Source organism: Pseudomonas sp. Ost2 (assembly GCF_018326065.1).
Classification (GTDB): Bacteria; Pseudomonadota; Gammaproteobacteria; order Pseudomonadales; family Pseudomonadaceae; genus Aquipseudomonas; species Aquipseudomonas gingeri.
In genome coordinates, this window is the sequence record NZ_AP021904.1 from 4,596,970 (window position 1) to 4,622,126 (window position 25,157).

A 25,157-nucleotide genomic window follows, 5' to 3' on the forward strand; every position below is an offset into this window, starting at 1 on the left:
TGAAAATCCGCCTGCCTTGGTCCTGTTCAGCTCGGAAATGTGCGAGGCGGCTGGCCAGTACCTGCAAGGTGTATCGAGCAGCCTCGTGATTATTGCTTGCGCGGAATAAAACCTGGCACGCCGGTTTCCACCACCGAGTTGAAGCGTATGCGGGTGGTGATCTCTTCCTGGATTTCCCGCATGGCCCGGTGGGGCAAGGTCGCGATATCGAAATTCTCCTGGATATGTCCCGGTGTCGCCGAGGTGGTCAGGAACGCCACGCCACGCTGCACCGACCAGGCCAGGGCCACTTGTGCCGGGGTTTTGCGCACGCGCCGGGCGATCCCGGTAATCACCGGTTCCTCCAGCACATTGGGCTCCATGCCGTGGCCGAGGGGGGCGAACGCCAGCACGATGATGCCGTGTTCACGGCAGAATTCGAGCAGTTCCCATTCCGGCAGGTACGGGTGGGACTCGACCTGGACCACCGTGGGTTTTATCCGGGCCGCCGCAACCACTTCCTTCAGGGCTTCCAGGGTGATGTCCGAAAGGCCGATGGAGCGGCACAGCCCTTCGTCCATCAGGTTCTCGAGAGCCCGCCAGGTCTCGATCAGCGTCACGCCCTGGTCGTAGATGACCTGGCCCAGTGCATCCCGCGGGTCCTGGTCGTCACCGGCCTGAAAGGCAAACGGCGTATGGATCAGGTAGCAGTCGATATAGTCGACGCCCAGTCGCCGGCAACTGGCCTCGAACGCCGGCTTGACGCGCTCGGGCCGGTGATTGGTATTCCACAGCTTGGTGGTGATGAACAGCTCTTCCCGCCCGACCAGGCCGCTCTCCAGCGCTTCCTGTAGCGCCACGCCGACCTGCTCTTCATTGCGATAGCGCTCGGCACAATCGAAATGCCGGAAGCCGGTTTGCAGCGCGGTCCTGATCGCCTCGGTGGTCACCGAAAGATCGCGGAACAGCGTACCGAAGCCCACCGCCGGCATCGAACCGCTGCCGTAGATAAGTGGAAACCGGGTATCGCGAAGGGTGTCTTGATAAGTCATGTCGTTACTCCATGGTCTGTCTGTTGATTTCGCCGGAGGCAACCTGCCGTGCCGCCACGCCGACGGCGTTGCCGCCAAGCGCCACGAACAGCCGTACCGTGTCGAGATACTGCGCGGTCTGCACCCTGATCAGCCCCAGCGACGCCTGCTCATAAGCGCGCTCGGCCTCCAGCACCTGGAGAATGCTGTTTTCGCCCTGGGCATAGGCTTGCTGGTTCAGGTGCAGGCTGGTTTCGGCGGCGCGCAAGGCCTGTGTCTGCGCCAGGTTGGCTTCGGCGTTGTGGTTGATCGCCTGCAGCGTGTCCGCCACCTGGCCGAAGGAACTGATGACCGTCTGCCGGTAGCCCGCCAACGCCGCCTGGTAGCCGTCGATAGAAGCCTGGCGTTCGGCCTCGCGGGTGCCGCCGTCGAAGATCGGTCCCGCCAGCCCTGCTGCAAAACCCCAGAGCGCGGCGCCGCCATTGCCGGAAGCGGCCTGTGCCAGCGAGGCCGACAGCTCCACGTGGGGATAGAGATTGGCCGTCGCAATACCCACCGCGGCGCTGGCCATATGCAGGTCGGCCTCGGCCTGCAGGATATCGGGCCGGGTGCGGGCCATTTCCGAAGGCAGGCTGACCGGCAGATTGGCCGGCAAGGTAAATTCGTCCAGTTCGAAATCCGCGGCGATCCAGTCGGCAGGCCCCTTGCCCGCCAGGATCGACAACGCATGCCGCGCCGCATCGCGTTGCTGGGCCAGGGGTGGCAACAGCGTACGATCCTGCGCCAGCCGGGTTTCGGCCAGCGACACGTCGATCCGCGTGGTGGCGCCATTGAGCTGGGCCGTACGCACCAGTTCGAGATTCCTCGCGTCATTGGCCAGCAGCTTCTCCACCGCCGCCATCTGCGCGTTGGCGCTAGCCACCAGCAGCGCCTGGCTGGCGACATCGCCCGTCAGCGTCAGGTAGGCCGCTTCGTAGCGGTGCTGCTGCAGCTCGGTGAACGCCTGCTGCTGCTCGATCCGCCGCCGGTTGCCACCGAAGGCATCGAGGTCGAAGCCGACCCGCGGCCCGACCGAATAGAAGTTGGCGACCGCAGGTTCGGCTGCCGTGTGTACCCGCTGGCGACCGGCCTGGGCGCCGAAATCGACCTGCGGGTACAGCGCGCCCTCCGCTGCGGCCACGGAGGACGCCGCTTGCCGCAGTGTCGCGTCAGCCGCCACCAGCTCAAGATTGCCGGCAACGGCGCGCCGCACCAGCCGGTCGAGCTTCGCTGATTGAAAAGCCGACCACCAGTCACCCTTGAGCGGCCTGCCCAGGTCGATATGCTGGTCAGCCTTGCCGCCCAGACGCTGCTCGGCCTGTTGGTCATAATGCTGCGACGGACTTTGCGCTGGCGCGGCGTAGTCCGGGCCGACGGTACAGGCGGACAGCACGGCAAGCGCCGAGACCGTCCAGACCATCGCTGGAAACCGCGGCCTGTTGATGACGAACGCACTGGATTTCATTTTCCGGACTCCACGGGGACTAGTTGGTCGGAACGGGTTTGCGAAGAAAGAACACCAGCGGACTCACCACCAGCATCACCACCAGCAAAATCTTGAACTGGCCGATCACGGCGATGAACGCCGCCTGGCCGGTGATCATTTCGTTGAGCCCGGCCAGGGCCGGCAGCGACATCGGCGCGGCAAGCCGATACGCCGTCAGATGGCTGGCCAGCGCCAGGTGCATCGCCTGGGTGTTGTTGAAGAAGTACAACTGCACCACCGCCACCCCGAGGGTGCTGCCATAGACCCGGACCAGATTGAAAATCCCCGCGGCTTCCGGACGCAGCTTCGGGTCGAGCGTGCTGAACGCCATCTTGCTCAGCGCCGGCATCAACACCCCGAGACCGATACCCTGCAATGCACCGGCAATCGCCACCGGCCAGCTGTCCATCAGCGGCGAATAGCCGAGCATCAGCCAGTTGGCATACACCACCAGGGCGATACCCGCCGCCACCCACACCCGCGGGTCGACGTGCGCGGGAACCCGGCTCATCAGCAGGAAGGCTCCCACCAGGCCGATACCTCGCGGCAGGGTCAGGCTACCGGTCGTGTCGGGCGGATAACCGAGCAGTTCATCGAGCATCGGCGAGGTCAGGGCCATGGTCGACAACAGGACAAAACCCAGGGCGAAAAACATCACCGTCGACAACACGAAGTTGCGATCCCGAAACAGCCCCTTGCTGACAAAGTGCACCTTCGCGGTCAGCACATGGACCACGAACAGGTAAAGCCCAAGTCCGGCGGCCAGCGCTTCCAGCCAGATTTCCGGCGAGGCGAACCACTCCAGGCGCTCGCCCCGGTCGAGCAGCATCTGCAACCCGATCATGCCCAGGGTGAAGGTGGCGAAGCCGAAGAAGTCAAAGGACGGGCGTGTCCCGGCCTTTTTCTCCGGCAGCCACAGCGCCACCACCAGGAAGATGAACGCCGACAGCGGCAGGCTGATATGGAAGATCGCGCGCCAGCCGTAATGCTCACCGAGCCAGCCGCCGATACCCGGACCGGTGGCGATGCCCAGCAGCACGATGGCGGTCCAGGTCGCACCGAAGGTCGCGCGCCGTGCCGGCGCCAGGGTCTCCAGGGCGATCGCCATCGACAGCGGCGCCAGTACGCCACTGGCCAGCCCCTGGACAACCCGCGCCCCGACGAACTGCAGCGGCGTCGTTGCCAGGGTGGCGAGCAGCAGGCCCAGGGCGAAGATCGCCAGCGCGCCTTGGTACATCAGCTTCAGGCCGTAACGGCCACCCAGCCACTGGGCGATCGGTAAGGTAATGGCGCTCGCCGCCAGGTAGGAGGTGAAGACCCAGCCGGCCTGGTCGTCGGTCATCGACAAGCTGCCCTGGAGCAACCGCAGCACCGCGTTCGGCAGCGGCAGGTTGGCAGACTGCATATAGGTCGCCAGCAGCGCGGCAAACCTCAGCGCACGCGCGCCCTCGGCCCCGTTCATTGCCCGCGGCTCGCGGTCAACAGCCCCTTGAGCGGCTGCCACCAGGGCGCCCGATAACCGGTATCGACCGTGACCGTGGCGCTGGTGCCGGAGAACAACGGCAGGCGCAGATCGACTTCATCGAGTTCGAGCCGGACCGGCACCCGCTGGATCACCTTGACCCAGTTGCCGGTGGCGTTTTCCGGCGGCAGCAGGGCGAAGTCCGCGCCGGCGCCGGGACTCATGCTGATGACACGGGCCTTGAACGGATGATCCGGGTAGGTATCGATACTGATGGTCGCGGTCTGCCCCGGACGCATATGGGCCAGCTGGGTCTCGCGGAAGTTGGCCTCGACCCACACCTGGCGGGCCGAGAGCAAGGCAAAGGCCGGCGCGCCGCTGTTGAGATAGTTGCCGACCTGCAGGTCGTCGACCTTGGCGACGATGCCATCGTCCGGCGCATAGACCGTCGCATACGAGAGGTAGAGCCGTGCCTCGTCGAGCTGGGCTCTGGCCTCGCGAATCGCCGGGTGGCTGTCGATATCGATATCCGGATTGCCGTTCAGCGCCACCACCGTATTGGCGATCTGCTGTTCAACGGACGCTATGCGTTGTCGCGCGACCTTGAGATCGGTGTCCGCACGCTCGTAGAGCGAGCGCGAGACGAACTCGCTGGCCATCAGCGCCTTCTTCCTGGCGAACTCCTTTTCGTCGAAGCTCGCCGACTCCCGGGCCGATTGCAGCTCGGCCTGCTGCTGCCGATAGCTGGCCTTGAGCCCGGCGATGCGCAGCCGCGCCACGCTCAGTTGGGCATCTGCCCGGTTGACGGCGATCTGCAAAGGCTCCGGATTAATCCGGAACAGTACCTGGCCCTTGTGCACCTGCTGGTTGTCCTCGACCGCGATTTCAACCACCTGTCCGGAAATCCGCGCATTGATGGAAGCCTTGGCTACCCGGGCATAGGCGTTGTCGGTCGAGACGAAGGGCTCCGCCGCCAGGTAACGGGCAATGACAACCGCCGCGAACAGCACCGGCAGCCCCACCATCAGCAGGGGTCGCACTCTTTCCTTCAGAGGCTTGCGAATGAACGCGTCCGCCTGGACTGGCCCCGGATGCTCGAAGTTGTGTGTCGCCGTACTGTCGAATTGCTTGGTCATGATCGAATTTACCTGTGGCCGGGGAGCACGCCTGGAACCGGGAATTTCTGAATTCCGATTTTTGTGCGACAATGCAAGAATATAGCCATCCCGGCCCTCACTCAAGGATTTTTGTACAACATGGCACAAAAAAAGACCATCGAGGGAAAAGGCCGCGGCCGCCCTCGCGCCTACGACCCCCAGACAGCCTTGCAACAGGCGCTCGGGGTGTTCTGGAATACCGGCTATGCCGGGGCCTCCCTGGACAGCATCGCCACGGCGGCGGGCATGAACCGCCCCAGCCTGTATGCCGCCTTCGGGGACAAGCACGCGCTCTATATCAAGGCGCTCGAACAGTACTGGGAGATGGCCGCGGCGGCCGTCGACGAGGCGCTGAAAGACCGCTCCCTGACCCTCGGCGAGGCATTGCTGCGTTTCTACGAGGGGCAGTTGTCGATTTACTTTTCCGGTGACGGCCAGCCACGGGGTTGCTTCATGATCGGCACGGCAACCACCGAGGCGGTCGAGGATCCGGCCATCCGCGAGATTCTTTCCAACCGCCTCGGCCGCCTCGATGCCGAGCTGGAAACCCGCCTGCGGGCGGCAATCGAGGCCGGCGAACTGCACGCCGATGCCGACCCGGCGGCCCTGGCGGCGCTCGCCTCGGGCCTGATGCACAGCATTTCGATACGGGCCCGGGCGGGTAAATCCCGGGCCGAACTGTCCGAGCTGGCGCGCAACGCGGTCAGGGTCATCTGCGGATGAGTCCGCGCTTGTGAGGTGTGTGGTGGCTGAAGGACTCGAAGATATTCTGGCCGGGCAACTGGCGGTGGTTTTCTGTGGCATCAACCCGGGGTTGATGGCGGCAGCCCAGGGACATCACTTCGCCGGGCGCAACAATCGGTTCTGGCGCACGCTGCATCTGGCCGGTTTCACCCCCGAGGAACTGCGTCCGGAAAACGACCGCACGCTCTTGCAGTACGGATGTGGGTTGACCACCGTGGTCGAGCGACCGACAGCGCGGGCGGACCAGTTGTCCCGCGATGAATTCAGCGCGGCGGCGGCCGGTTTCGAACACAAGATCGCCCGCTACGCCCCCGGCTGCGTGGCCTTTCTCGGCAAGGCCGGGTACTGCGGATTATCCGGCCAGCGGGACGTCGCCTGGGGGCTGCAACCACGGCGCCTGGCAGACGCCTCGGTGTGGGTCCTGCCCAATCCCAGCGGGCGCAATCTCGCCTTTTCCCTCGAGCAACTGGTGAGCGCCTATCGGCAGCTTCGTCTGACCCTGGGCGCCGGCCGGTAGGAAATACGCCCGTCAACCTTTCGATATGAGCCAACTAAAGGCACAATGCGCGTCCTTTTTTGGCTAGCCCCGCCGGAGGCCTCGAAATGATCAAGACGCCGTACTACCTCATCGACAAGCAGAAGCTGCTGGTCAACCTGCAGAAGATCGCCTACGTGCGCGAGCACTCCGGAGCCAAGGCGCTGCTGGCGCTCAAGTGCTTCGCCACCTGGTCGGTGTTCGACCTGATGCAGCAATACATGGACGGCACGACGTCGTCGTCGCTCTACGAGCTCAAGCTCGGTCGCCAGAAATTCGTCGGCGAGACCCACGCCTACAGCGTGGCCTGGGCCGACGACGAGATCGGCGAGATGCTCGAGAACTGCGACAAGATCATCTTCAACTCCATCGGCCAGTTGCAGCGCTTTGCCGAAGCCTCCAAGGGCAAGGTCCGCGGCCTGCGGGTCAACCCCCAGGTGAGCAGTTCCGACTACCTGCTGGCCGACCCGGCACGGCCGTTCAGCCGCCTGGGCGAGTGGGATCCGGCGAAGATCGAACAGGTCATCGGGCAGATCTCCGGCTTCATGTTCCACAACAACTGCGAGAACGGCGACTTCGGCCTGTTCGACCAGATGCTGGGGACCATCGAGGAACGCTTCGGCCACCTGCTGCACAAGGTCGAGTGGGTCAGCCTTGGCGGCGGCATCCATTTCACCGGTGAAGGCTATGCCCTGGATGAGTTCTGCGCGCGCCTCAAGGCGTTCTCGCAGAAGTACGGCGTACAGGTCTACCTGGAGCCGGGCGAAGCGGCGATCACCCAGAGCGCCTCTCTGGAAGTCACCGTGCTCGACACCCTCTACAACGGCAAGAACCTGGCGGTGGTGGACAGTTCCATCGAAGCCCACATGCTCGACCTGCTGATCTATCGCCTGGACGCCAAGATGGCGCCGAGCGACGGCGAACACACCTACATGGTGTGCGGCAAGTCCTGTCTGGCCGGAGACATCTTCGGCGAGTACCCCTTCGATCGTCCGCTGTCCATCGGCGATCGGCTGTCGTTCGTTGACGCGGCAGGCTACACCATGGTCAAGAAGAACTGGTTCAACGGCTTGAAGATGCCATCCATCGTAGTGAAACAACTCGACGGTACTGTCGAGGTCGTTCGTGAGTTCGGTTACGAAGACTACCTGTCCAGCCTTTCGTAAGCTGGCGGATTGAGGAGAAATGAAAAAATTGAAGAAGAACGTACTTATCATTGGTGCAGGAGGTGTCGCCAAGGTGGTGGCCCACAAGTGCGCGCAGCACAACGACGAACTCGGTCGTATTGCTATCGCGTCGCGCAACATCTCCAAATGCCAGGCCATCATCGACAGCGTCAAGGCCAAGGGCAGCCTCAAACAGCCCGCCGATATCCAGGCCTTCACGCTGAACGCCCTGGATGTCGAAGCGACCAAGGCGCTGATCCGCGAAACCGGATCGCAGATCGTCATCAACGTCGGCTCCGCGTTCCTCAACATGTCGGTGCTGCGTGCCTGCATCGATACCGGCGTGGCGTACCTCGACACCGCCATCCACGAAGAGCCGGGCAAGGTCTGTGAAACACCGCCCTGGTACGGCAACTACGAGTGGAAACACCTCGAGGAATGCCAGCAGAAGAACATCACCGCCATCCTTGGCGTGGGCTTCGACCCGGGTGTGGTCAATGCCTATGCGGCACTGGCGCAGCAACAGTATTTCGACCGCATTGACTCGATCGATATCCTCGACGTCAACGCCGGTTCCCACGGCAAGTATTTCGCCACCAACTTCGATCCCGAGATCAATTTCCGCGAATTCACCGGACAGGTGTGGAGCTGGCAGGACAGCCAGTGGACCAGCAACACCATGTTCGAAGTCAAGCGTACCGACGACCTGCCGGTGGTGGGTGCGCAGAACCTGTACCTGACCGGCCACGATGAAGTGCACTCGCTGTCGAAGAACCTCGACGTGCCCAACGTGCGCTTCTGGATGAGCTTCGGCGAGCACTACATCAACGTCTTCACCGTGCTGAAGAACCTCGGCCTGCTTTCCGAGAAACCGGTCCGCACCGCCGAAGGCCTGGAAGTCGTGCCGCTGAAAGTGGTCAAGGCCGTACTGCCGGACCCCGCCTCGCTGGCACCGGGTTATGTCGGCAAGACCTGCATCGGCGACCTGGTCAAGGGCAGCAAGGATGGCCAGCCACGCGAGCTGTTCATCTACAACGTGGCCGACCACGAGGACGCCTACGCCGAGACCGACAGCCAGGGCATCTCCTACACCGCCGGCGTACCGCCAGTGGCCGCGGCCCTGCTGGTCGCCCGTGGCGAGTGGGACGTGCAGCGCATGGCCAACGTCGAGGAACTGCCGGCCGAGCCGTTCCTCAAGGCGCTGGATGCCATGGGGCTGCCAACCCGTATCAAGGACGAGCACGGCGACCGCGCGTGGGATGCTATCGCCTGATAGCCCCGCCCATGCCCGGCTGAACAGAAACGCCCCGACCTGCCAGGTTCGGGGCGTTTTTTATTGCCGGTCGGCAGCGAGATTCAATCGCCCGCGCAGACGCCGCCGGGGCGACCCGCACCCTGGAAATCGGCAATCTGCCGCCACATCGCCGGTGGATTGGAATACATCGGGAAATGCCCGCACTGCGCGATGGGCGCCAGCCGCACGCCTTCGGCCTGGATATGCCCGAGATAGGACAGCGAGGCGTTCTGCTCGCCGTACATGAACATCCGCGGGCATTCCAGCCCGAGGAACTTGCCCATCAGGTCGGCGTGATCGGAAAGGTCGACCATCGATTCGAAGATGCCACGCACCGCCCCTGCCCGTACCTTGTGGCGCAGGCTCGCCGAATACAACGCACTGGCATAAGCCGGCGCCTGCCGGGCGCGTTCGATGAACGCGGTGAAAAACACCTCGGGATCCTCCGCCGGGTAATCCACGATCTGCCGGCTGAGAAAGCAGTCCTCCGGGGCGATATTGCCCTCGATATCGACAAAGCTGAGAACCCGCCCGGGGAACTGATGGGCCAGCATCAGCGCGGTCAGCCCGCCCATGGAGTGGCCGACCAGATGGAACCGCTCGATGCCGAAATGCTCCAGTACCTGCAACGCCGTCTGCCGCAGGAAGGGAATGGAAATCCGCGACAGGTCGCTGCACTGGCTCTCACCGCAGCCCGGCGCGTCATAGGCGACAAAGGGGTGACCGGCAAACGCGGGTTGCAGCACGATGTCGGCGTAGTCCTCCTTGGTCGAGCCAAATCCATGCAGGAAGACGATCGGCGCCAGGCTGCCCTCGCGATGAATGGCGGCGATGTTCAGCTGGACACCCTCGACCGTCAGGGGCAGTCGTGCGTGAGTGAAGGTTTCGGGTGAAGACACGGGAACAGCTCCTTGAACAAAAGCCCAGGCGGCAATTTCCGGGAGATCGCGGCAGGTGTAAATGACGGTTTGGCGAAGACGTCCATACGCCAAACCTATCAGTGTCGGAACAGCGCCCCGCTCAGCCCCCGGCCCGGTAGTGCGCGACCACTTCTTCCACCAGCGGATTGGGCCGCTGCGTATTCCAGGCCAGTGCCGTGGTGACCACCTGCAGCTTCTGGCTCAAGGGGCGAAACACCACATTATCCGGTGCGAGCTTCTTCAGCGCGGCCGGCACCAACGCGATGCCCTGGCCGTAACTGACAAAGGCGATCTGCGAGGCGACCGAACGCACTTCATGCAGCACCCGCGGGGAAAAGCCGCTGGCCCGGCAAGTGGCGATCAGGTTGTCGAAATACACCGGGCTGACCTTGCGCGAAAACATCACCAGCGGCTCGTTGGCCAGGCTCGACAGGCTGATGCGCGAGCGCGCGGCCAGCGGATGATCGCCAGGCAGCGCCACCACCAGACGATCCTCGGTCAACGGCAACGACTGGATCGACGCTCCGAGATCACCGTCCAGGCGGGCAAAGGCCAGGTCGATATCCCCGGACTCCAGCGCGGGCAGCGCTTCAACGCTGTCGATTTCCCGCACGGACACGGTCAGGTGCGGATAGCGGCTCTTCAGTTGTTCGATCAGGCCGGGCAGCACATCGAACATCGCCGTCGAGATCGCACCGATAGTCAGCATGCCCGACTGCCCCGCCACCGCTTCCTCGACGGCCAGTTCCAGGCGCTCCAGTTGCTCGGCGAACTTGCGCACCGCCGGCAGGATCGCGGCGCCGACCGGGGTCAGTTTCGCGCCACGCCGCGAGCGCTCGAAGAGCGTGACCTTGAGGGCCTGCTCCAGCACCTGGATCTGCTCGCTCAGCGGCGGCTGGGACATCCCCAGGCGCTTGGCGGCACGGCCGAAGTTCTGTTCCTCGGCAACCGCCAGGAACAACCAGAGATGACGAATCAGGCGGAAATTGATCATGACTTATCCATAGGTTCAGCGTATCCAACGCTTCTGTGATTAGTAATATACCTATGGAATGAGGTCGCCGACACTGGCCATCTCCGTCACCCCAGGGGCTCTCCGATGTCCAACAAAAACCTGACCGACCCACACTTGCTCGAGCGCCTCGCGGCGCTGGACACCAATACCGTGTCCGATGCACTCGACTTCCTCGGCCTGCCCGGCGCCACGGTGGGGCTGCGGCCCCTGTGGAACTGTCCGAAGATCGTCGGTCGCGCCAGCACCGTGCTGCTGGCGCCCAAGACCGACAGCAACCCGACCGTGCACCTGATCACGCCCGTGGTCGAGCAGATCCACAGCAACGATCGCGTACTGGTGATCGCCGGTGGCATCGAAGGCATTTCCTGCTGGGGCGACATCCTCGCCAATGCCGCGTCCGCCAGGCAGGTGCGCGGCACGGTGATCGACGGTTGCAGTCGCGATATCGACGGCAGCGAAGCCATCGGCTACCCGGTCTACGGTCGTGGCGTGACCATGATCAGTGCCCGTAACCGTGTGGTGCAGATCGATGCCGGGGTGACCATCGAAGTCGCCGGCGTCGCCGTCAGCGAAGACGACTATGTCATTGCCGACCGTTGCGGCACGGTGTTCGTACCCGCCCCGCGTATCGAGGCGGTGCTCGACCTGGGCGAACGCATTGCCCGTCGCCAGGACGGCATGGTCGAGGCCGTTCGCAGTGGTCGCTCGGTAGCCGAGGTGATGCATGACAGCCAGTTCGAAGCCATCAATGTGGAGCAAACCCGATGAACCGTGAAGACCAGGCCCTCGTGGCCCTGTTCGAAGGCCTGGACACCCCGGGCGTATCCGATGCCATGGACAAGCTCGGCCTGCCCGGCCAATGCCTGGGCATCGCGCCCCTGGACAACTACGCCAAGGTCATCGTCGGCCCGGCGTTCACCGTGCAGTACGTCTCGGCGAGCGTGCCGCCGGGCACCGTGGGCGACTTTATCGAGGACGTGGCGGCAGGTGACATCGTCGTCATCGACAACGACGGACGCACCGACTGCACCGTCTGGGGCGACATCATGACCCAGTACGCCGGCACCCGCGGGATCGCCGGCACCGTTATCGACGGCGTCTGCCGCGACGTCAACAAGGCCCTGGGGGACGGCTACCCGATCTTCAGCCAGGGCCGCTTCATGCGCACCGGCAAGGACCGGGTGCAGGTGCAGTCGGTCAACCAGCCGGTGTCCATCGGCAGCGCCCGGGTCTGTGACCGCGACATCGTCGTCGCCGATGCCAATGGCGTGGTGGTCGTGCCGCGGGATCGCGCCGCCGAAGTGGCCGCCTGCGCACGCCGGATCGAAACGATCGAAGCCGAGATCCGCGCCCTGATCGCCCAGGGCAAGACCCTCAAGGAAGCCCGCGCGGCGCTGGGTTACCACAGTCTGCAGAGGAAAGCATGAGCAGCGATAGCCAACGCCTGAACACACGCCTGGCCAGCGCGCAGCCCTCGGCCACCTACCGGATCATCGACCGGGTCGCGGAACGCCGGGCACAAGGTGCGACGATCATTTCCCTGTGCGCGGGCGAACCCGACTTCGACACCCCGGCCCATGTCCGTGCAGCGGCCATCGACGCCATCGAGCACGGCCACACCCGCTACACCCAGGTCGCCGGGGTGCGGGCGCTGCGCGAAGCAGTGGCCGCCAAGTTCCGCCGCGAGAACGGCCTGGATGTCGGCTGGCAGGACACCCTGGTGTGCAACGGCGGCAAGCAGGTGATCTACAACGCCCTGGCCGCGACCCTCAACGAGGGCGACCAGGTCATCGTGCCGGCGCCGTACTGGGTCAGCTACCCGGAGATGGTGCAACTGTGCGGCGGCGAGAACCGGATCGTCACCTGCACGGCCGACAGCGGCTTCAAGCTGACCGCGGCCGCCCTGGCGGCGGCGATCACCCCACGGACCCGCTGGCTGATCCTCAACTCGCCGTCCAACCCGACGGGGGCGGTGTACAGCCGCGATGAACTGCGCGCCCTGGCCGATGTGTTGCTGGATCATCCGCAGGTGCTGGTCCTGGCCGACGATATCTATGAACACCTGATCTTCGACGACCAGCCCTTCCATACCCTGGCCCAGGTGGAACCACGCCTGCAGGCGCGCACCCTGACCATGAACGGTGTATCCAAGGCCTATGCCATGACCGGCTGGCGCATCGGCTTTGCCACGGGGCCGCGCTGGTTGCTGGAGGCCATGGAGAAGCTGCAGGGGCAACAGACCTCGGGCGCCAGCTCGATCTCGCAGCAGGCGGCAATCGCCGCCCTGCAAGGTCCCAAGGACTTCATCCAGGACAGCCGGGCGGTTTTCCAGCGTCGTCGGGACCTGATGGTGGCGCTGCTCAACGACATACCGGGACTGCACTGCGTGAGTCCGGCGGGCGCGTTCTATGCCTTCGCCTGTTGCGCCGGCCTGATCGGCCGCACCTCCGCCGGTGGACGACTGCTGAGCAGCGACGAGGACGTCGCCCACGCCCTGCTGGACGAGGCGGATGTGGCCGTCGTGCACGGCAGCGCGTTCGGCCTGGGTCCCTATATCCGCATCGCCTACGCGCTGGATGACACCTCCTTGCGCCAGGCCTGCGAAGCCATCCAGCGGTTCTGTCACGCGTTGCGCTGAGCGCGTTTTTGCAACGGAGCCCGGCCAGCGCCGGGCTTCGGCACTTTCCTCGCACAACTCATTACACCACATCACTAATGATGTTCTCGAATCCGTATTTATCCGCAACCGACAACCTAATAGATTGACTCCACTGCCTGCCCATCATGCCGATGGCCAGCCCACTGGAGAGTTGTCATGCCTTTCGTCAGCGTACGCATCACCCGCGACGGCGTTACCTCAGAGCAGAAAGCCCAGGTCATTGCCGAAATCACCGAAACCCTGGAACGGGTCCTCCACAAACGCCCGGACCTGACCCATATCGTGATCGAGGAAGTCGATACCGATAACTGGGGCTACGCCGGGATCACCACCACCGAGTACCGCAAGCAACTGGCGCAGAACCCGTCATGAGCGCGCCCGTCAGAATCGACTTCATCTCCGACGTGGTCTGCCCCTGGTGCGCCCTGGGCGTAACGGCCCTGGAACAGGCAATCGCCAACCTGGCCGGTGAAGTGGCGGTGGAATTGACGTTCAAACCCTTCGAACTGAACCCCGACATGCCGGCCGAGGGCGAGAACGCGGTCCGTCACATGATGCGCAAATACGGTCGCAGCGCCGAGGAAGTCGCCGCCGGCAAGCAGATGTTGATGACACGCGGCGAGGCCATCGGCTTTCAGTTCGACCTGGAAAAACGCAGTCACTTCTACAACACCTTCGATGCCCACCGCCTGCTGCTCTGGGCCTTGCGGCAAGGACGGCAGATCGAACTGAAGCGAGCGCTGCTGCGCGCCTACTTCAGCGACGGCCAGAACCCGAGCGACCGCGAGACCCTGGTGCGCCTGGCGAGCGAAGCGGGACTGGAGGCAACGGCTGCCCGCGAAGTGCTGGATTCGGCTGCTTTCGCCGACGAGGTCCGTGAACTGCAAGCGTTCTATCGCGGACGCGGCATCAACTCGGTGCCGGCCATGATCCTCAACGAACGCCACCTGGTCTCCGGTTCGCAAACGGTCGCTTACTACGAACAGATGCTGCGGGAAATCTCATCCGCCGCAGCCTGATTGATCACGCTCTACCCCACTTACTGTCCCCAGAGGTTTTTATCATGAGCAATGCAAAGAAAGTCGTAGTGATTACCGGCGCCTCCCAAGGTATCGGCGCCGCCGTGGTCAAGGCCTTCCGTGACCTGGACTACCGGGTGGTCGCCACCTCCCGTTCGATCCAGCCGTCCACCGACCCGGACATCCTCGCCATCGCCGGCGACATCGCCGACCCGGCCACCGCCCAGCGAGTGATCCGTGAAGGCGTGGCGCGTTTCGGTCGCATCGACAGCCTGATCAACAACGCCGGGATCTTTATCGCCAAGCCGTTCACCGGTTACACCCACGAAGACTACGTCAACGTGCTGGCGGTCAACCTCAATGGCTTCTTCTACATCACCCAGTTGGCGATCAACGAGATGGAGAAGCAAGGCGGCGGCCATATCGTCAACATCACCACCAGCCTGGTGGACCATGCCATCGACGGCGTGCCTTCGGTGCTGGCTTCGCTGACCAAGGGCGGCCTCAACTCGGCGACCAAATCCCTGGCGATCGAATACGCCAAGCGCGGGATCCGGGTCAACGCGGTCAGCCCCGGCATCATCAAGACGCCGATGCACGGCGAGGAAACCCACGCCGCGCTGGGGCAGTTGCACCCGATGGGACACATGGGCGAAGTCAGGGACATTGCCCAGGCGATCGTCTACCTGGAATCGGCCGGTTTTGTCACCGGCGAGATTCTCCACGTCGATGGCGGCCAGAGCGCAGGGCACTGAGTCCTTCGCCTGCATGAAAAACGCCCCGGCCCCTGAGGTTCGGGGCGTTTTTCATTGGCCGCGAGCCTGCGCACGACGGTCGCCGCGGAGACAGTGTGTCGCCCAAAGGGCACCAATCGACCCGATAGTCCTGTCTATACTGTCGCCCCCCCGTGCAACCTCAGGTATTCCTGCAATAATCCAGTTCAAGATGCCCGGGCGCCCTACGAGAGACAGTGAATGGAACGCATCGATGCTTCATTTCCGGATATTGCCGCCTTTGTCGGCGTGGCCCAGACCGGCAGTTTTACCCGCGCGGCGGAAAATCTTTCGACCAGCAAATCCAATGTCGGCAAGGCCGTCCAGCGCCTGGAGGCCAGGCTCGGGACCAAGTTGTTCCAGCGCACCACCCGCGCCGTACGCCTGACCGAGGACGGTGAAACCTACCTGAGCGCCGCCACCGCGGCCCTCGATGGCCTGCGCGATGCCGCCCAGGCGCTGGCGGCCCGCAAGGAAGAACCCATCGGCCGGGTGCGGCTGGATATCCCATCGGGTTTTCGCCAGTTGTTCCTGCCGACCCTCTCCGAGCTGCGCCAGCGCTATCCGCAGGTGACGCTGGAGCTGTCCATGACCGATCGCATGTCCGATGCCGTCGGCGAAGGCTGGGACATCGTCGTCAGGGCCGGCGAGTTGCCCCAGGACAGCGAAATGACCGTGCGCAAGCTGTGCAACATCACCCTCAGCCTGTATGCCTCCCCCGACTACCTCGCCCGCCACCCGCCGATAGAGACCACCGCGGACCTGGCCAATCATGAGGCGGTGATCTTTCGTGGTTTCACCGGGCGGTTGCGGCCCTGGACGATCACGGACAATGGTCATGTCCGGGAGTTTTCGCCGACACCGGTGCTGGTGGTCTCGGATGGCCAGGCACTGATCGATGCAACCGTTGTCGGACTCGGTATCGCGCAAATCTTCGACAAGGTCGCGCAACTCTACGTGGACTGCGGCAAGCTCGTGCGGGTCCTGCCTGCCGCCGATACCCCCGGCCCGCCCGTGCATGCCCTGATTCCCCTGGGCCACCGGATGCCGGCGAAGAACCGCGCGGTGCTGAACTACCTGGCCGACCGCCTGCGCTAGTCCCTCCCCCGCGTGACAGAAAACCGCCCAATGAAAAAGGCCGCGCAAGCGGCCTTTCCAGACAACGTCCGTCACCTCAGGCCGATTTGCGCTCCTCATGCAGCGCCACGATATCGGCCTCGTCCCGCAGGGCCTTCTGTACCGAGGCACGAGCATCGATACGGGCCTTGTACGCCATCAGGTTTTTCAGATGGGTGATCGGCGCGCCGGAACGCTCATGCCACCAGGTACCGAACACATAGGCATCGGCCACGGTGAACGTGTCGCCGGTCAGGTAGGCACGGCCATCGGCCAGGCGGGTATCGAGTACCGCGTAGGCGCTGACCAGCTTGTCCCGGGTCCATTGGCTGCCGGCTTCGGTCAGCAGCTTGCGCATCAGGGGGATATGCTTCTGGGCGATCTCGGTCGCCAGGAAGTTCAGCAACTGATCGAACTTGGCGCGCTCCAGCGTGCCGCTCGCCGGTGCCAGTTGCGACTCGGGAAACTGGTCGGCCAGGTAGGAAGAGATGATCACCGTCTCGGACAGTTGATCGTTCTGGCCGTTGTCGAGAACCAGCACCGGTACATAACCCAGTGGATTGACCTGATTGAAGTCATCACCGTTGGAGGTGCTCTTGCCGAACACATCGTAGTGGATCAGCTCGGGGGTCAGGCCCAGTTCGTTGGCAACGATCTGGACAGTCTGGGAGCAGGTCTGATTGGCGATGTAGAGTTTGTGCATGATGGCTTTACCTGAAGTGGGTTGGCGGTGTCGGGCCCTGATCGGGCCCGATGGATAAAGTGTGTGCTTGCAGACTTCGTGGATAAACAATCGAAAAAGAGATGCTCTGTAGTTCCGTGGGCGACAATCAGGCCGCGTCACCGACGCCCGCATCGGCCACCGAACGGTCCTTGCTCAACAGGCCCAGCACGACGGCGGCGCAGGCCAGGGTGATCAGGGTCAGGATGTGCAGCAGGTACTGGAACGCCGTCGCGTACCCGGCGACCAGGCGCTCGTTGGCCAGCCCCGGCACCGTATTGATCGCATGGGCCATGTCGCCCGTGGTCACCCGGTGCGCGGTTTCGGCGATCAGCGCCGCCTCGGCACTGCCGGCCACCACCTGAACGGCGTCGGACAGGTTGCTGTGCAACAGCGACGCCAGCATCGCCGCCACGCTGGCCAGGGCAATGCCCTCGCCCGCCACCCGCACGGTGTTGAAGATCCCGGCGGCCATGCCGGCGCGCTCTTTCGGCACGACGCTGACCGACAGGCCATCCATCAGGCCCCAGGGCAGGCCGGCACCGATGCCGATCAACAGCATCGGGGCAACCAGGCCGAATTTCGGCTCGCCGACGTTGTACAGGCTCAGCCAATGCAGGCCCACGGCCGCCATCAGGAAGCCCACGCCCGAGAGGATGCCCGCCGAGACAAAGCGGGTCAGCGAGGCGGCCAGCATCGGCACCACCAGCATCGGTGCGGACAGCGCCAGCAACAGCAGGCCGGCATCGATTTCACTCAGGCCTTCGACGCCGATAAAGCGCAACGGCAGCATGACCACCAGCACGATGTAGCAGTAGCAGGTGCCGATCGGCAGCATCTGCACACCGACGAAACGCGGGAAGCGGAACAGTGTCAGGTCCAGCATCGGTCGCTTGACGTGCATCTCGATCAGCACGAAGGCCACCAGCAGCACCGCCGACGCGACCAGCAGGCCGACCACCAACGGGCTGCCCCAGCCGCTGTCGGGGGCCTGGATCACGCCAAAGGTGAACAGGGCCAGCACCGCGCTGAACGTCAGGGTGCCAGGCCAATCCAGGCCCACGGCGTCGGGATCGCGGGTTTCGCGCATGCGTGGCAGGCCGAAGACCATGGCGATCACCCCGATCAGCGCGGTGAAGACAAAGATCGCCCGCCAACTGAAGGCTTCGATCAGCACGCCGGCCACCAGGGGGCCAAACGCCAGGCCGATACCGAAGGTGGTGCCAAGCATACTGAACGCACGAGTACGCGCATGCCCCTCGAACTCCTGCGCCAGAGCGGCCGAACCGCTGGCCAGCGCCGCGGCGCCGGCAACGCCCTGGATGGCGCGCAGGACATCCAGCCAGAACACCGAGGGTGCCAGGCTCTGTGCCACCGAAGCGGCGGTGAACAGCAGCATGCCGAAGGTGAACAGGCGCTTGCGCCCGTAGACATCGGCCAGCGCCCCGGCCGCCATCAGCAAGCTGCCGAAGGACAGCATGAAGGCGTTGGTGATCCAGGTCAGGGCCACCGGACTGCCGCCCAGGTCGCGGCCGATGGCAGGCGTGGCGACGGCCCCGCCGGTAAAACTCAGGGGCAGCACCAGGGCGGAAAGACAGATGGCTGCAAGAATGAGTAACTTGTCCCGCGACTGAGTCGCGTGATCGATGGAGGTCATGATTTCACCGTCAGTGGGATGGAAAATGGCGCGGCAGCCGTGGAAGATCCGGCTGCCGACTGCCAATCAAGGTTGCGAAAGCGCCGTGTCGAACGGGATCGGCGCGGCATCGCCCCATCCGCCGCCCAGGGCGCGGATCAGATTGACCGTGGCGGCCGCCTGCACACCGTCCAGTTGCACCGCCGCGCGGCGTGACTGCAAGGCCACCCGCTCGGCATCGATGACCGCCAGATAGCTGGCATCGCCTTCGCTGTACCGGGCCCGGGCCAATGCCGCCGCGCGCCGGGAGGCCTCCACCGCCTGCGACTGGGTGCGGGTCTGGTCTTCCAGCACCCTCAGGTCGGAGAGGTTGTCTTCCACTTCGCGGAACGCCACCAGCACCTGTTGGCGGTAGTTGGCCACGTCTTCCTCGTAGACCGCCCGGGCATTGGCCAGATTGCCCTTGCGCAGGCCGCCATCGAAGATCGGCAGGTTGAGCGCGGTCCCGGCCAGGGGCCCGAGGAGGAAGGTGCGGCTGCTCCATTTGAAGAGATTGCCCAGCGAGCCCGATTCGAAACCCGCCATGCCGGTCAGGGTCAACGACGGAAAGAACGCCGCCTTCGCCACGCCGATCCGGGCATTGGCCGCGGCCATGGAGCGCTCGGCCGCGGCGATGTCCGGCCGCCGTTCCAGCAGTGACGACGGCAAGCCGGCGGGAATCCGCAGGTTCACCGGCTGGAGGGGCCTGGCGGCCAGGGTGAACTCTGCCGGTGCCTTGCCCAGCAGTACCGCGAGGCTGTGCTCCGACGTCGCGCGAAGGCGCTGCACGGTCATCCCCTCGGAACGCGCCGTCGCCAGCTCGGATTCGGCCCGGGCGACATCCAGATCGGCGATGTCGCCGGTCGAGTAACGCTGCTGAACCAGTTTCAAGGCCTGCTCACGCAACTCGATGGCCCGGTCGTAGACCTCGACTTGCGCGTCCAGCTCGCGCAACGCGAAATAGTTCTGCGCGACATCCGCCTGCAAGGCCAGCAGCACCGAGTGGAACAAGGCTTCGCTGCGCTGGGTTTGCGCGTCGGCGGCATCCACCGTCGCCGCGACACGGCCGAACATGTCGACTTCGTAAGACACCCCGGCCTGGGCGCGCCACATCGTCTGGCTGGCCCCCTGGCCGCTGTCCGACTGGAACTGCGAGGCCGGCGAGACCTTCTCCCGGGTCGGGCCGAAACCCGCGTCCAGGGTCGGGAACAGCGCGGAACGGGCGGACTGGTTGAGCGCCCTTGCCTCTTTCAGCCGGGCTGCCGCCGCAACCAGGTTCTGGTTGGCGTCGCGGGCCTGGCTTTCCAGCTGATCGAGGGTGCTGTCGTTGAACACCCGCCACCACTCGCCCCTTGGAATGGCTTCCGACGGCTCGGCGGTTTTCCAGCTGCCGACCTCAGCCGGCTTTAAAAGCGGCTGGGTCTTTTCCTCCTTGTACGCCGGCGGCATCGACACCTGCGGCTTGAGGTAGGTCGGCGCCAGCGAGCAACCCGCCGTCGCCAGCAGGGTCGCCAACCAGACGGTGCCGAACAACAGGCGATTCAAGGCAACTGCTTTCATGTCGTTCTCCTTACTTCTCGTACGCGATTTCAGGCACGCGAACCGAAGGTCGGGTGGAAGGGATGGCTTGCGCCGAGGGTTCATGGCCGTCAAGCCCGAAGCCCGGGTGCGGGTGCTTGCCGTGCTTGTCCACCAGGTGCTCCACACCCGACAGCTTGCGCAGCAAGACGTAGAACACCGGCGTCAGCATCAGGCCGAACAAGGTCACCCCGAGCATGCCGAAGAACACCGCGACCCCCATGGCCTGGCGCATCTCGGCACCGGCGCCGGAGGAAAACACCAGAGGCACCACGCCCATGATGAAAGCGATGGAGGTCATCAGGATCGGACGCAGCCGCAGCCGGCTGGCTTCCACCGCCGCCTGGACGATGGTCCGTCCCTGCATCTCCAGTTCCCGGGCGAACTCGACGATCAGGATCGCGTTCTTCGCCGACAACCCCACCAGCACCATCAGGCCGATCTGGGTGAAGATGTTGTTGTCGCCGTTGGTCAGCCATACACCGAGCAAGGCGGAGAGAATGCTCATCGGTACGATCAGGATGATCGCCAGTGGCAAGGTCAGGCTTTCATACAGCGCCGCCAGTACCAGGAACACCAGCAACACACTGATCGGGAATACCCACAGCGCCGCGTTGCCCGCCAGTTCCTGCTGATAGGTCAGGTCGGTCCACTCGTACTTGATGCCGCGTGGAAACACTTCCCTGGCAATGCGATCGACCGCCGCCTGGGCCTGGCCGGACGAATAGCCCGGTGCCGGACCGCCGTTGATGTCCGCCGCGGTGTAGCCGTTGTAGCGCACGACCATTTCCGGGCCGTAGGTGGTGGTGACTTTGATCAGCGAAGACAGCGGCACCATCTCGCCCTTGTCATTGCGAGTCTTCAGCAAGCCGATGTTTTGCGCGGTGGCACGGAACGGCGCATCGGCCTGGGCGCGCACCTGGTACACACGACCGAAGGCGTTGAAGTCATTGACGTACATCGAGCCCAGGTAGATCTGCAGGGTGTCGAACACATCCGTCACCGAAACGCCCAACTGCTTGGCCTTGACCCGATCCAGGTCGACGTTGAGCTGCGGCATGTTGATCTGGAAGGTGGAGAACGCCGGGCCCAGCTCGGGGGCCTTGGCCGCGGCCGCGAGGAAGTCCTGGGTGGCCTTGTTCAACGCCTCATAGCCCAGGGCACCGCGGTCCTCGATCTGCAGCTTGAAGCCGCCGACGGTGCCCAGGCCGGCCACCGGCGGTGGTGGGAATACCGCGATGGCGGCGCCCTTGATCCCGGCATATCTGGCATTCAACTGCGCCACGATGGCCGATGCGGATTGCTCCCTGGAGCGGTATTTCGACGGTTCAAGCACCGGGAACACCAGCGCGCTGCTGGGCGAGTTGGCCAGGCTGACCGACAGGCCCGGGAACTGCGGCAGGTTCTTGACCCCGGGAATGGCCAGGGCGATATCGCCCATTTCCCGCACGACCTGCTCGGTGCGATCCAGGGTGGCACCGCTGGGCAGTTGCGCAATGGCGACCACATAGTCCTTGTCCTGCGCCGGCACGAAACCGCCGGGGACAATCTTGCCCATCCACACCGCGCCAGCGAGCAGGATGGCGTAGATCGCCAGCATCGCCAGCTTGCGGTTGACCACGCGGCGCACGCCATTGCCGTAGCTGTCCGAACCTCGGTTGAACACACGGTTGAACAGTTTGAAGAAGCGTCCGAACAGCGCATCCATGATCCGCGTCAGGCGATCCTTCGGTGCGTCGTGCCCCTTGAGCAGGATGGCCGAGAGAGCGGGCGACAGGGTCAGCGAGTTGAACGCCGAGATCACCGTCGAGATGGCGATGGTCATCGCGAACTGCTGGTAGAACTGTCCGGTCAGGCCGGACATGAACGCCAGCGGCACGAACACCGCCACCAGGGTCAGGGCGATGGCGATGATCGGCCCGCTGACCTCCTGCATGGCTTTATAGGTCGCATCCCGCGGCGACAGGCCGTCGGCAATGTTGCGCTCGACGTTCTCCACCACGACGATGGCATCGTCCACCACGATACCGATGGCCAGGACCATGCCGAACAGCGACAAGGCGTTGATGGTGTAGCCAAAGCCCAGCAGCAAGGCAAAGGTGCCGATGATCGACACCGGCACCGCCAGCAACGGGATCAGCGAGGCGCGCCAGGTCTGCAGGAACACGATCACCACCAGCACCACCAGGGCGATGGCTTCGAGCAGGGTCTGGATCACCGCGTGAATACTGTCGCGCACGAACTGCGTCGGGTCGTACTTGATGCCGTAGTCGACACCCTCGGGCATGTCCTGCCTGATCTCCTCCATGACCTTGCGCACGTCATCGGAGATCTGCAGCGAATTGGCATTGGGCTGCTGAAAGATGATCATCTGCACGGCCGGCTTGTTGTCCAGCATCGCCCGCAGGGTGTACTCGGACGCCGCCATCTCGACCCGCGCCACGTCGGACAGGTGAGTCACCGCCCCGCCGCCGGCCTTGAGAATGATGTCGCGGAATTCCTGCTCGGTCTTCAAGCGGCCCTGGGCATTGACGCTCAGTTGCATCGGCACGTTGGTCAGCATCGGCGCACCGCCGACGATGCCGGCCGCCACCTGCACGTTCTGCTCGCGGATGGCGTTGACCACATCGGTGGCGGTCAGGTTCAGGCGCGCCACTTTCTGCGGATCGAGCCAGATGCGCATCGAGTAGTCGCCGGCGCCCCACATCACCACTTCACCCACGCCGGGGATCCGCGCCAGGCGATCCTTGACGTTGATCAGGGCGTAGTTGCGCAGGTAGGTCAGGTCGTAGCGCTGGTTGGGCGAGGTGATGCTCACGCCCATGGTCAGGGTCGGCGACGACTTGACCGTGGTCACGCCCAGGCGCTGCACATCCGGCGGCAAGCGCGGCAAGGCCTGGGCCACGCGGTTCTGCACGAACTGCTGGGCCTTGTCGGGGTCGGTGCCGAGCTTGAAGGTCACGGTGGTGGTCAACTTGCCGTCGCTGTTGGCCAGCGACTGCATGTAGAGCATGTCCTCGACGCCATTGATCTGTTCTTCAATCGGCGAGGCCACGGTTTCGGCGATGACTTTCGGGTTGGCGCCCGGGTACTCGGCGCGAACCACCACCGAAGGCGGCACCACTTCCGGGTATTCGGCGGTGGGCAGTCTGGTCAGGGCAATCAGCCCCGCCAGCACGATCACCACCGACAGCACGCCGGCGAAGATCGGCCGGTCGATAAAGAACTTGGAGATATTCATGATGAGGTTCTCGCGTTAAGCCGCAGGCTTCGCAGCACGGCTGATGTTCGCCATGTCGACGCTGTTGGCGTGGACGCTGTCGTTCGGACGCACCCGCTGCACACCGCTGACGATCACCCGATCACCGGCTTTGAGGCCGGAGGTGATGATGCGCAAGCCTTCATGCAGGTTGCCCAGGGTGACTTCGCGGTACTCGACCTTGTCGCCTTCGCCCACCAGCAGGACGAATTTCTTCGCCTGGTCGGTGCCGATCGCCGAATCGTCCACCAGCACGACATCCGCGGGCTTGCCGCCACCGACCTGGAGACGTGCGTACAAACCCGGCAGCAGCGCACCGTTGGCATTGTCGAAACGGGCGCGCACACGGATGGTTCCGGACTGGGTGTCCAACTGGTTGTCGATGGAGTCGACGACCCCCGTGCGGGAAAAGCCGTCTTCGTTGGCCAGGCCGAGGGACACCGGAGCGGGCTGGGCCGAGGACTGGTTCAGATAGCGCAGGTAGGTCTGCTCATCGACGTCGAACGAGGCATAGATGGGCGACACCGATACCAGGCGCGTCAGCACGGGCGCCGCGGCACCGGCCGACACCACGTTGCCGACGGTCAGCTCGGCGCGCGAGACGCGGCCGGTGATGGGCGCGGTGATTTCGGTGTAGGACAGATTGACCCTGGCCGCATCCAGGGCGGCCCTGGCCACCTTGACGTTGGCGCTGGCTTCCCGAGCGGCATTCTGCTTCTCATCGAAATCACGCTTGGAAATCGCGTTCTGATCGACCAGGCGTGCCGCGCGGCCGGCATCCGTGGCCGTGTAGAGCGCGCGGGATTCGGCAGCCGCCAGTTGTCCCGCGGCGCGGTCCACTTCGGCCAGGTAAGTGCGCGGGTCGATGCTGAACAAGGGTTCCCCTTTCCTGACCAAGGCGCCATCCTTGAAATGCACGGCAACCAGGGTGCCGGGAACCAGCGGGCGGATCTCCACCTTGCCGACGGCTTCGAGACGACCGGAGTACGGCTGCCACTCGCTGACGGACTTGAAGACCACGGTGGCGACGTCCACTTCGGTCCTGGGGGCCTGGGCGACCTCCGCCGCATGAGCCGTGCCGACGGGGGAAAAATGACCGCCATACTTCACGGCGATCCCGGCAGTGCCGGCCACTAAGAGCGCACTCAACACGACGGAAAGTCGTTGGGGATGGGCGATCATTTATTTATCTCCTACTCGTTGAATAACAGTGCACGCAGTTATCGAAAAACAACTTCTTCGGTTTTCTGCAGTTCTTTAAAACTTGAAAACAGGTTTTCCGGGCGCAAGGAGGCTCTCGCCCGGAACTTCGGCCGGGCGGATAACAGGTTGATAAAGGCGCGGATTACTTCACGACACTATTTACGTCACGGCACTATTCAATCAGTGAACCAATTACTTACTGAAACATTTACTCACTGAGCCATGCCTGCCAATAACGCACGGATGTCTGCATCACTCGACAAGGGAGCCCCGCGCCATGAGCCCGGTCAGCGGAGGTGATCCGCTCTTTCGTCGATATCGTCACT

The 25,157-nt window shown here is 64.1% G+C and carries 22 protein-coding genes; 11 read left to right on the forward strand and 11 right to left on the reverse strand.

What is annotated here, in order from left to right; translation table 11 throughout:
• Positions 1-89 precede the first annotated feature (89 nt).
• From KI243_RS20060 to KI243_RS20075, 4 genes are read right to left on the reverse strand one after another with little or no spacing between them, the layout of a single operon-like run.
• Positions 90-1,031: an aldo/keto reductase gene (locus KI243_RS20060; protein WP_212809813.1), complete on the reverse strand. Its 942-nt coding sequence runs from the start codon at positions 1,029-1,031 to the stop codon at positions 90-92.
• A 4-nt stretch (positions 1,032-1,035) separates the two neighbouring features.
• Positions 1,036-2,514, reverse strand: coding sequence for an efflux transporter outer membrane subunit (locus KI243_RS20065; RefSeq protein WP_212809814.1), 1,479 nt, complete (start codon positions 2,512-2,514; stop codon positions 1,036-1,038).
• 19 nt (positions 2,515-2,533) lie between these two features.
• Complete coding sequence (locus KI243_RS20070) at positions 2,534-3,997, reverse strand: MFS transporter (protein WP_177119400.1); 1,464 nt, start codon at positions 3,995-3,997, stop codon at positions 2,534-2,536.
• On the reverse strand, positions 3,994-5,133 hold the full coding sequence (locus tag KI243_RS20075; RefSeq protein ID WP_212809815.1) for an HlyD family secretion protein: 1,140 nt from the start codon (positions 5,131-5,133) through the stop codon (positions 3,994-3,996). Before KI243_RS20075 ends, KI243_RS20070 begins: the two co-directional genes overlap by 4 nt.
• Positions 5,134-5,253: 120 nt before the next feature.
• On the opposite strand from KI243_RS20075, the gene KI243_RS20080 reads away from it, so the two are divergent.
• The 4 genes from KI243_RS20080 to KI243_RS20095 all read left to right on the forward strand — a co-directional run bounded on the left by KI243_RS20080 (position 5,254) and on the right by KI243_RS20095 (position 8,872).
• Positions 5,254-5,877, forward strand: a complete 624-nt coding sequence (locus KI243_RS20080) for a TetR/AcrR family transcriptional regulator (RefSeq protein ID WP_017128172.1) — start codon at positions 5,254-5,256, stop codon at positions 5,875-5,877.
• A 22-nt stretch (positions 5,878-5,899) separates the two neighbouring features.
• Positions 5,900-6,415, forward strand: a complete 516-nt coding sequence (mug, locus tag KI243_RS20085; protein WP_042936299.1) for a G/U mismatch-specific DNA glycosylase — start codon at positions 5,900-5,902, stop codon at positions 6,413-6,415.
• Between the two features lie 86 nt (positions 6,416-6,501).
• The gene (locus KI243_RS20090; protein WP_017128170.1) at positions 6,502-7,599 is read left to right on the forward strand and encodes a carboxynorspermidine decarboxylase; all 1,098 of its coding nucleotides are present in this window, start codon (positions 6,502-6,504) and stop codon (positions 7,597-7,599) included.
• Between the two features lie 28 nt (positions 7,600-7,627).
• Entirely contained in the window at positions 7,628-8,872 is a 1,245-nt protein-coding gene (locus KI243_RS20095; RefSeq protein WP_103032660.1) for a saccharopine dehydrogenase family protein, read from the forward strand.
• 83 nt (positions 8,873-8,955) lie between these two features.
• On the opposite strand, the gene KI243_RS20100 is transcribed toward KI243_RS20095, so the two are convergent.
• Positions 8,956-9,792, reverse strand: a complete 837-nt coding sequence (locus KI243_RS20100) for an alpha/beta hydrolase (RefSeq protein ID WP_212809816.1) — start codon at positions 9,790-9,792, stop codon at positions 8,956-8,958.
• 121 nt (positions 9,793-9,913) lie between these two features.
• Complete coding sequence (locus KI243_RS20105) at positions 9,914-10,807, reverse strand: LysR family transcriptional regulator (protein ID WP_017128169.1); 894 nt, start codon at positions 10,805-10,807, stop codon at positions 9,914-9,916.
• Positions 10,808-10,927: 120 nt separating this feature from the next.
• On the opposite strand from KI243_RS20105, the gene KI243_RS20110 reads away from it, so the two are divergent.
• From KI243_RS20110 to KI243_RS20140, 7 genes are all read left to right on the forward strand, one after another.
• On the forward strand, positions 10,928-11,596 hold the full coding sequence (locus KI243_RS20110; protein ID WP_042936298.1) for an RraA family protein: 669 nt from the start codon (positions 10,928-10,930) through the stop codon (positions 11,594-11,596).
• Positions 11,593-12,255 carry an RraA family protein gene (locus KI243_RS20115; RefSeq protein WP_212809817.1) on the forward strand — a complete coding sequence of 221 codons (663 nt, stop codon included), beginning with the start codon at positions 11,593-11,595 and terminating at the stop codon, positions 12,253-12,255. Before KI243_RS20110 ends, KI243_RS20115 begins: the two co-directional genes overlap by 4 nt.
• Positions 12,252-13,466 (forward strand): pyridoxal phosphate-dependent aminotransferase, encoded by a 1,215-nt coding sequence (locus KI243_RS20120; RefSeq protein WP_017128166.1) that lies wholly within the window; start codon positions 12,252-12,254, stop codon positions 13,464-13,466. Before KI243_RS20115 ends, KI243_RS20120 begins: the two co-directional genes overlap by 4 nt.
• A 177-nt stretch (positions 13,467-13,643) precedes the next feature.
• Positions 13,644-13,859, forward strand: coding sequence for a 4-oxalocrotonate tautomerase family protein (locus tag KI243_RS20125; RefSeq protein ID WP_017128165.1), 216 nt, complete (start codon positions 13,644-13,646; stop codon positions 13,857-13,859).
• Positions 13,856-14,506 (forward strand): DsbA family oxidoreductase, encoded by a 651-nt coding sequence (locus KI243_RS20130; protein WP_017128164.1) that lies wholly within the window; start codon positions 13,856-13,858, stop codon positions 14,504-14,506. The genes KI243_RS20125 and KI243_RS20130 overlap by 4 nt, the downstream gene beginning before the upstream one ends.
• 44 nt (positions 14,507-14,550) lie before the next feature.
• Entirely contained in the window at positions 14,551-15,261 is a 711-nt protein-coding gene (locus tag KI243_RS20135; protein WP_042936201.1) for an SDR family oxidoreductase, read from the forward strand.
• Positions 15,262-15,480: 219 nt separating this feature from the next.
• Positions 15,481-16,377, forward strand: coding sequence for a LysR family transcriptional regulator (locus KI243_RS20140; RefSeq protein WP_103032654.1), 897 nt, complete (start codon positions 15,481-15,483; stop codon positions 16,375-16,377).
• Positions 16,378-16,453: 76 nt separating this feature from the next.
• Here KI243_RS20140 and KI243_RS20145 read toward each other — a convergent pair whose 3' ends face one another.
• From KI243_RS20145 to KI243_RS20165, 5 genes are all read right to left on the reverse strand, one after another.
• Entirely contained in the window at positions 16,454-17,098 is a 645-nt protein-coding gene (locus KI243_RS20145) for a glutathione S-transferase C-terminal domain-containing protein (RefSeq protein WP_017128161.1), read from the reverse strand.
• A gap of 127 nt (positions 17,099-17,225) precedes the next feature.
• Complete coding sequence (locus KI243_RS20150) at positions 17,226-18,773, reverse strand: MFS transporter (RefSeq protein WP_042936296.1); 1,548 nt, start codon at positions 18,771-18,773, stop codon at positions 17,226-17,228.
• A 66-nt stretch (positions 18,774-18,839) separates the two neighbouring features.
• Positions 18,840-20,351, reverse strand: coding sequence for an efflux transporter outer membrane subunit (locus KI243_RS20155; RefSeq protein ID WP_017128159.1), 1,512 nt, complete (start codon positions 20,349-20,351; stop codon positions 18,840-18,842).
• Between the two features lie 10 nt (positions 20,352-20,361).
• Positions 20,362-23,610: a multidrug efflux RND transporter permease subunit gene (locus tag KI243_RS20160; RefSeq protein ID WP_177087651.1), complete on the reverse strand. Its 3,249-nt coding sequence runs from the start codon at positions 23,608-23,610 to the stop codon at positions 20,362-20,364.
• A gap of 15 nt (positions 23,611-23,625) precedes the next feature.
• Positions 23,626-24,810, reverse strand: coding sequence for an efflux RND transporter periplasmic adaptor subunit (locus KI243_RS20165; RefSeq protein ID WP_017128157.1), 1,185 nt, complete (start codon positions 24,808-24,810; stop codon positions 23,626-23,628).
• Between the last annotated feature and the right edge of the window lie 347 nt (positions 24,811-25,157).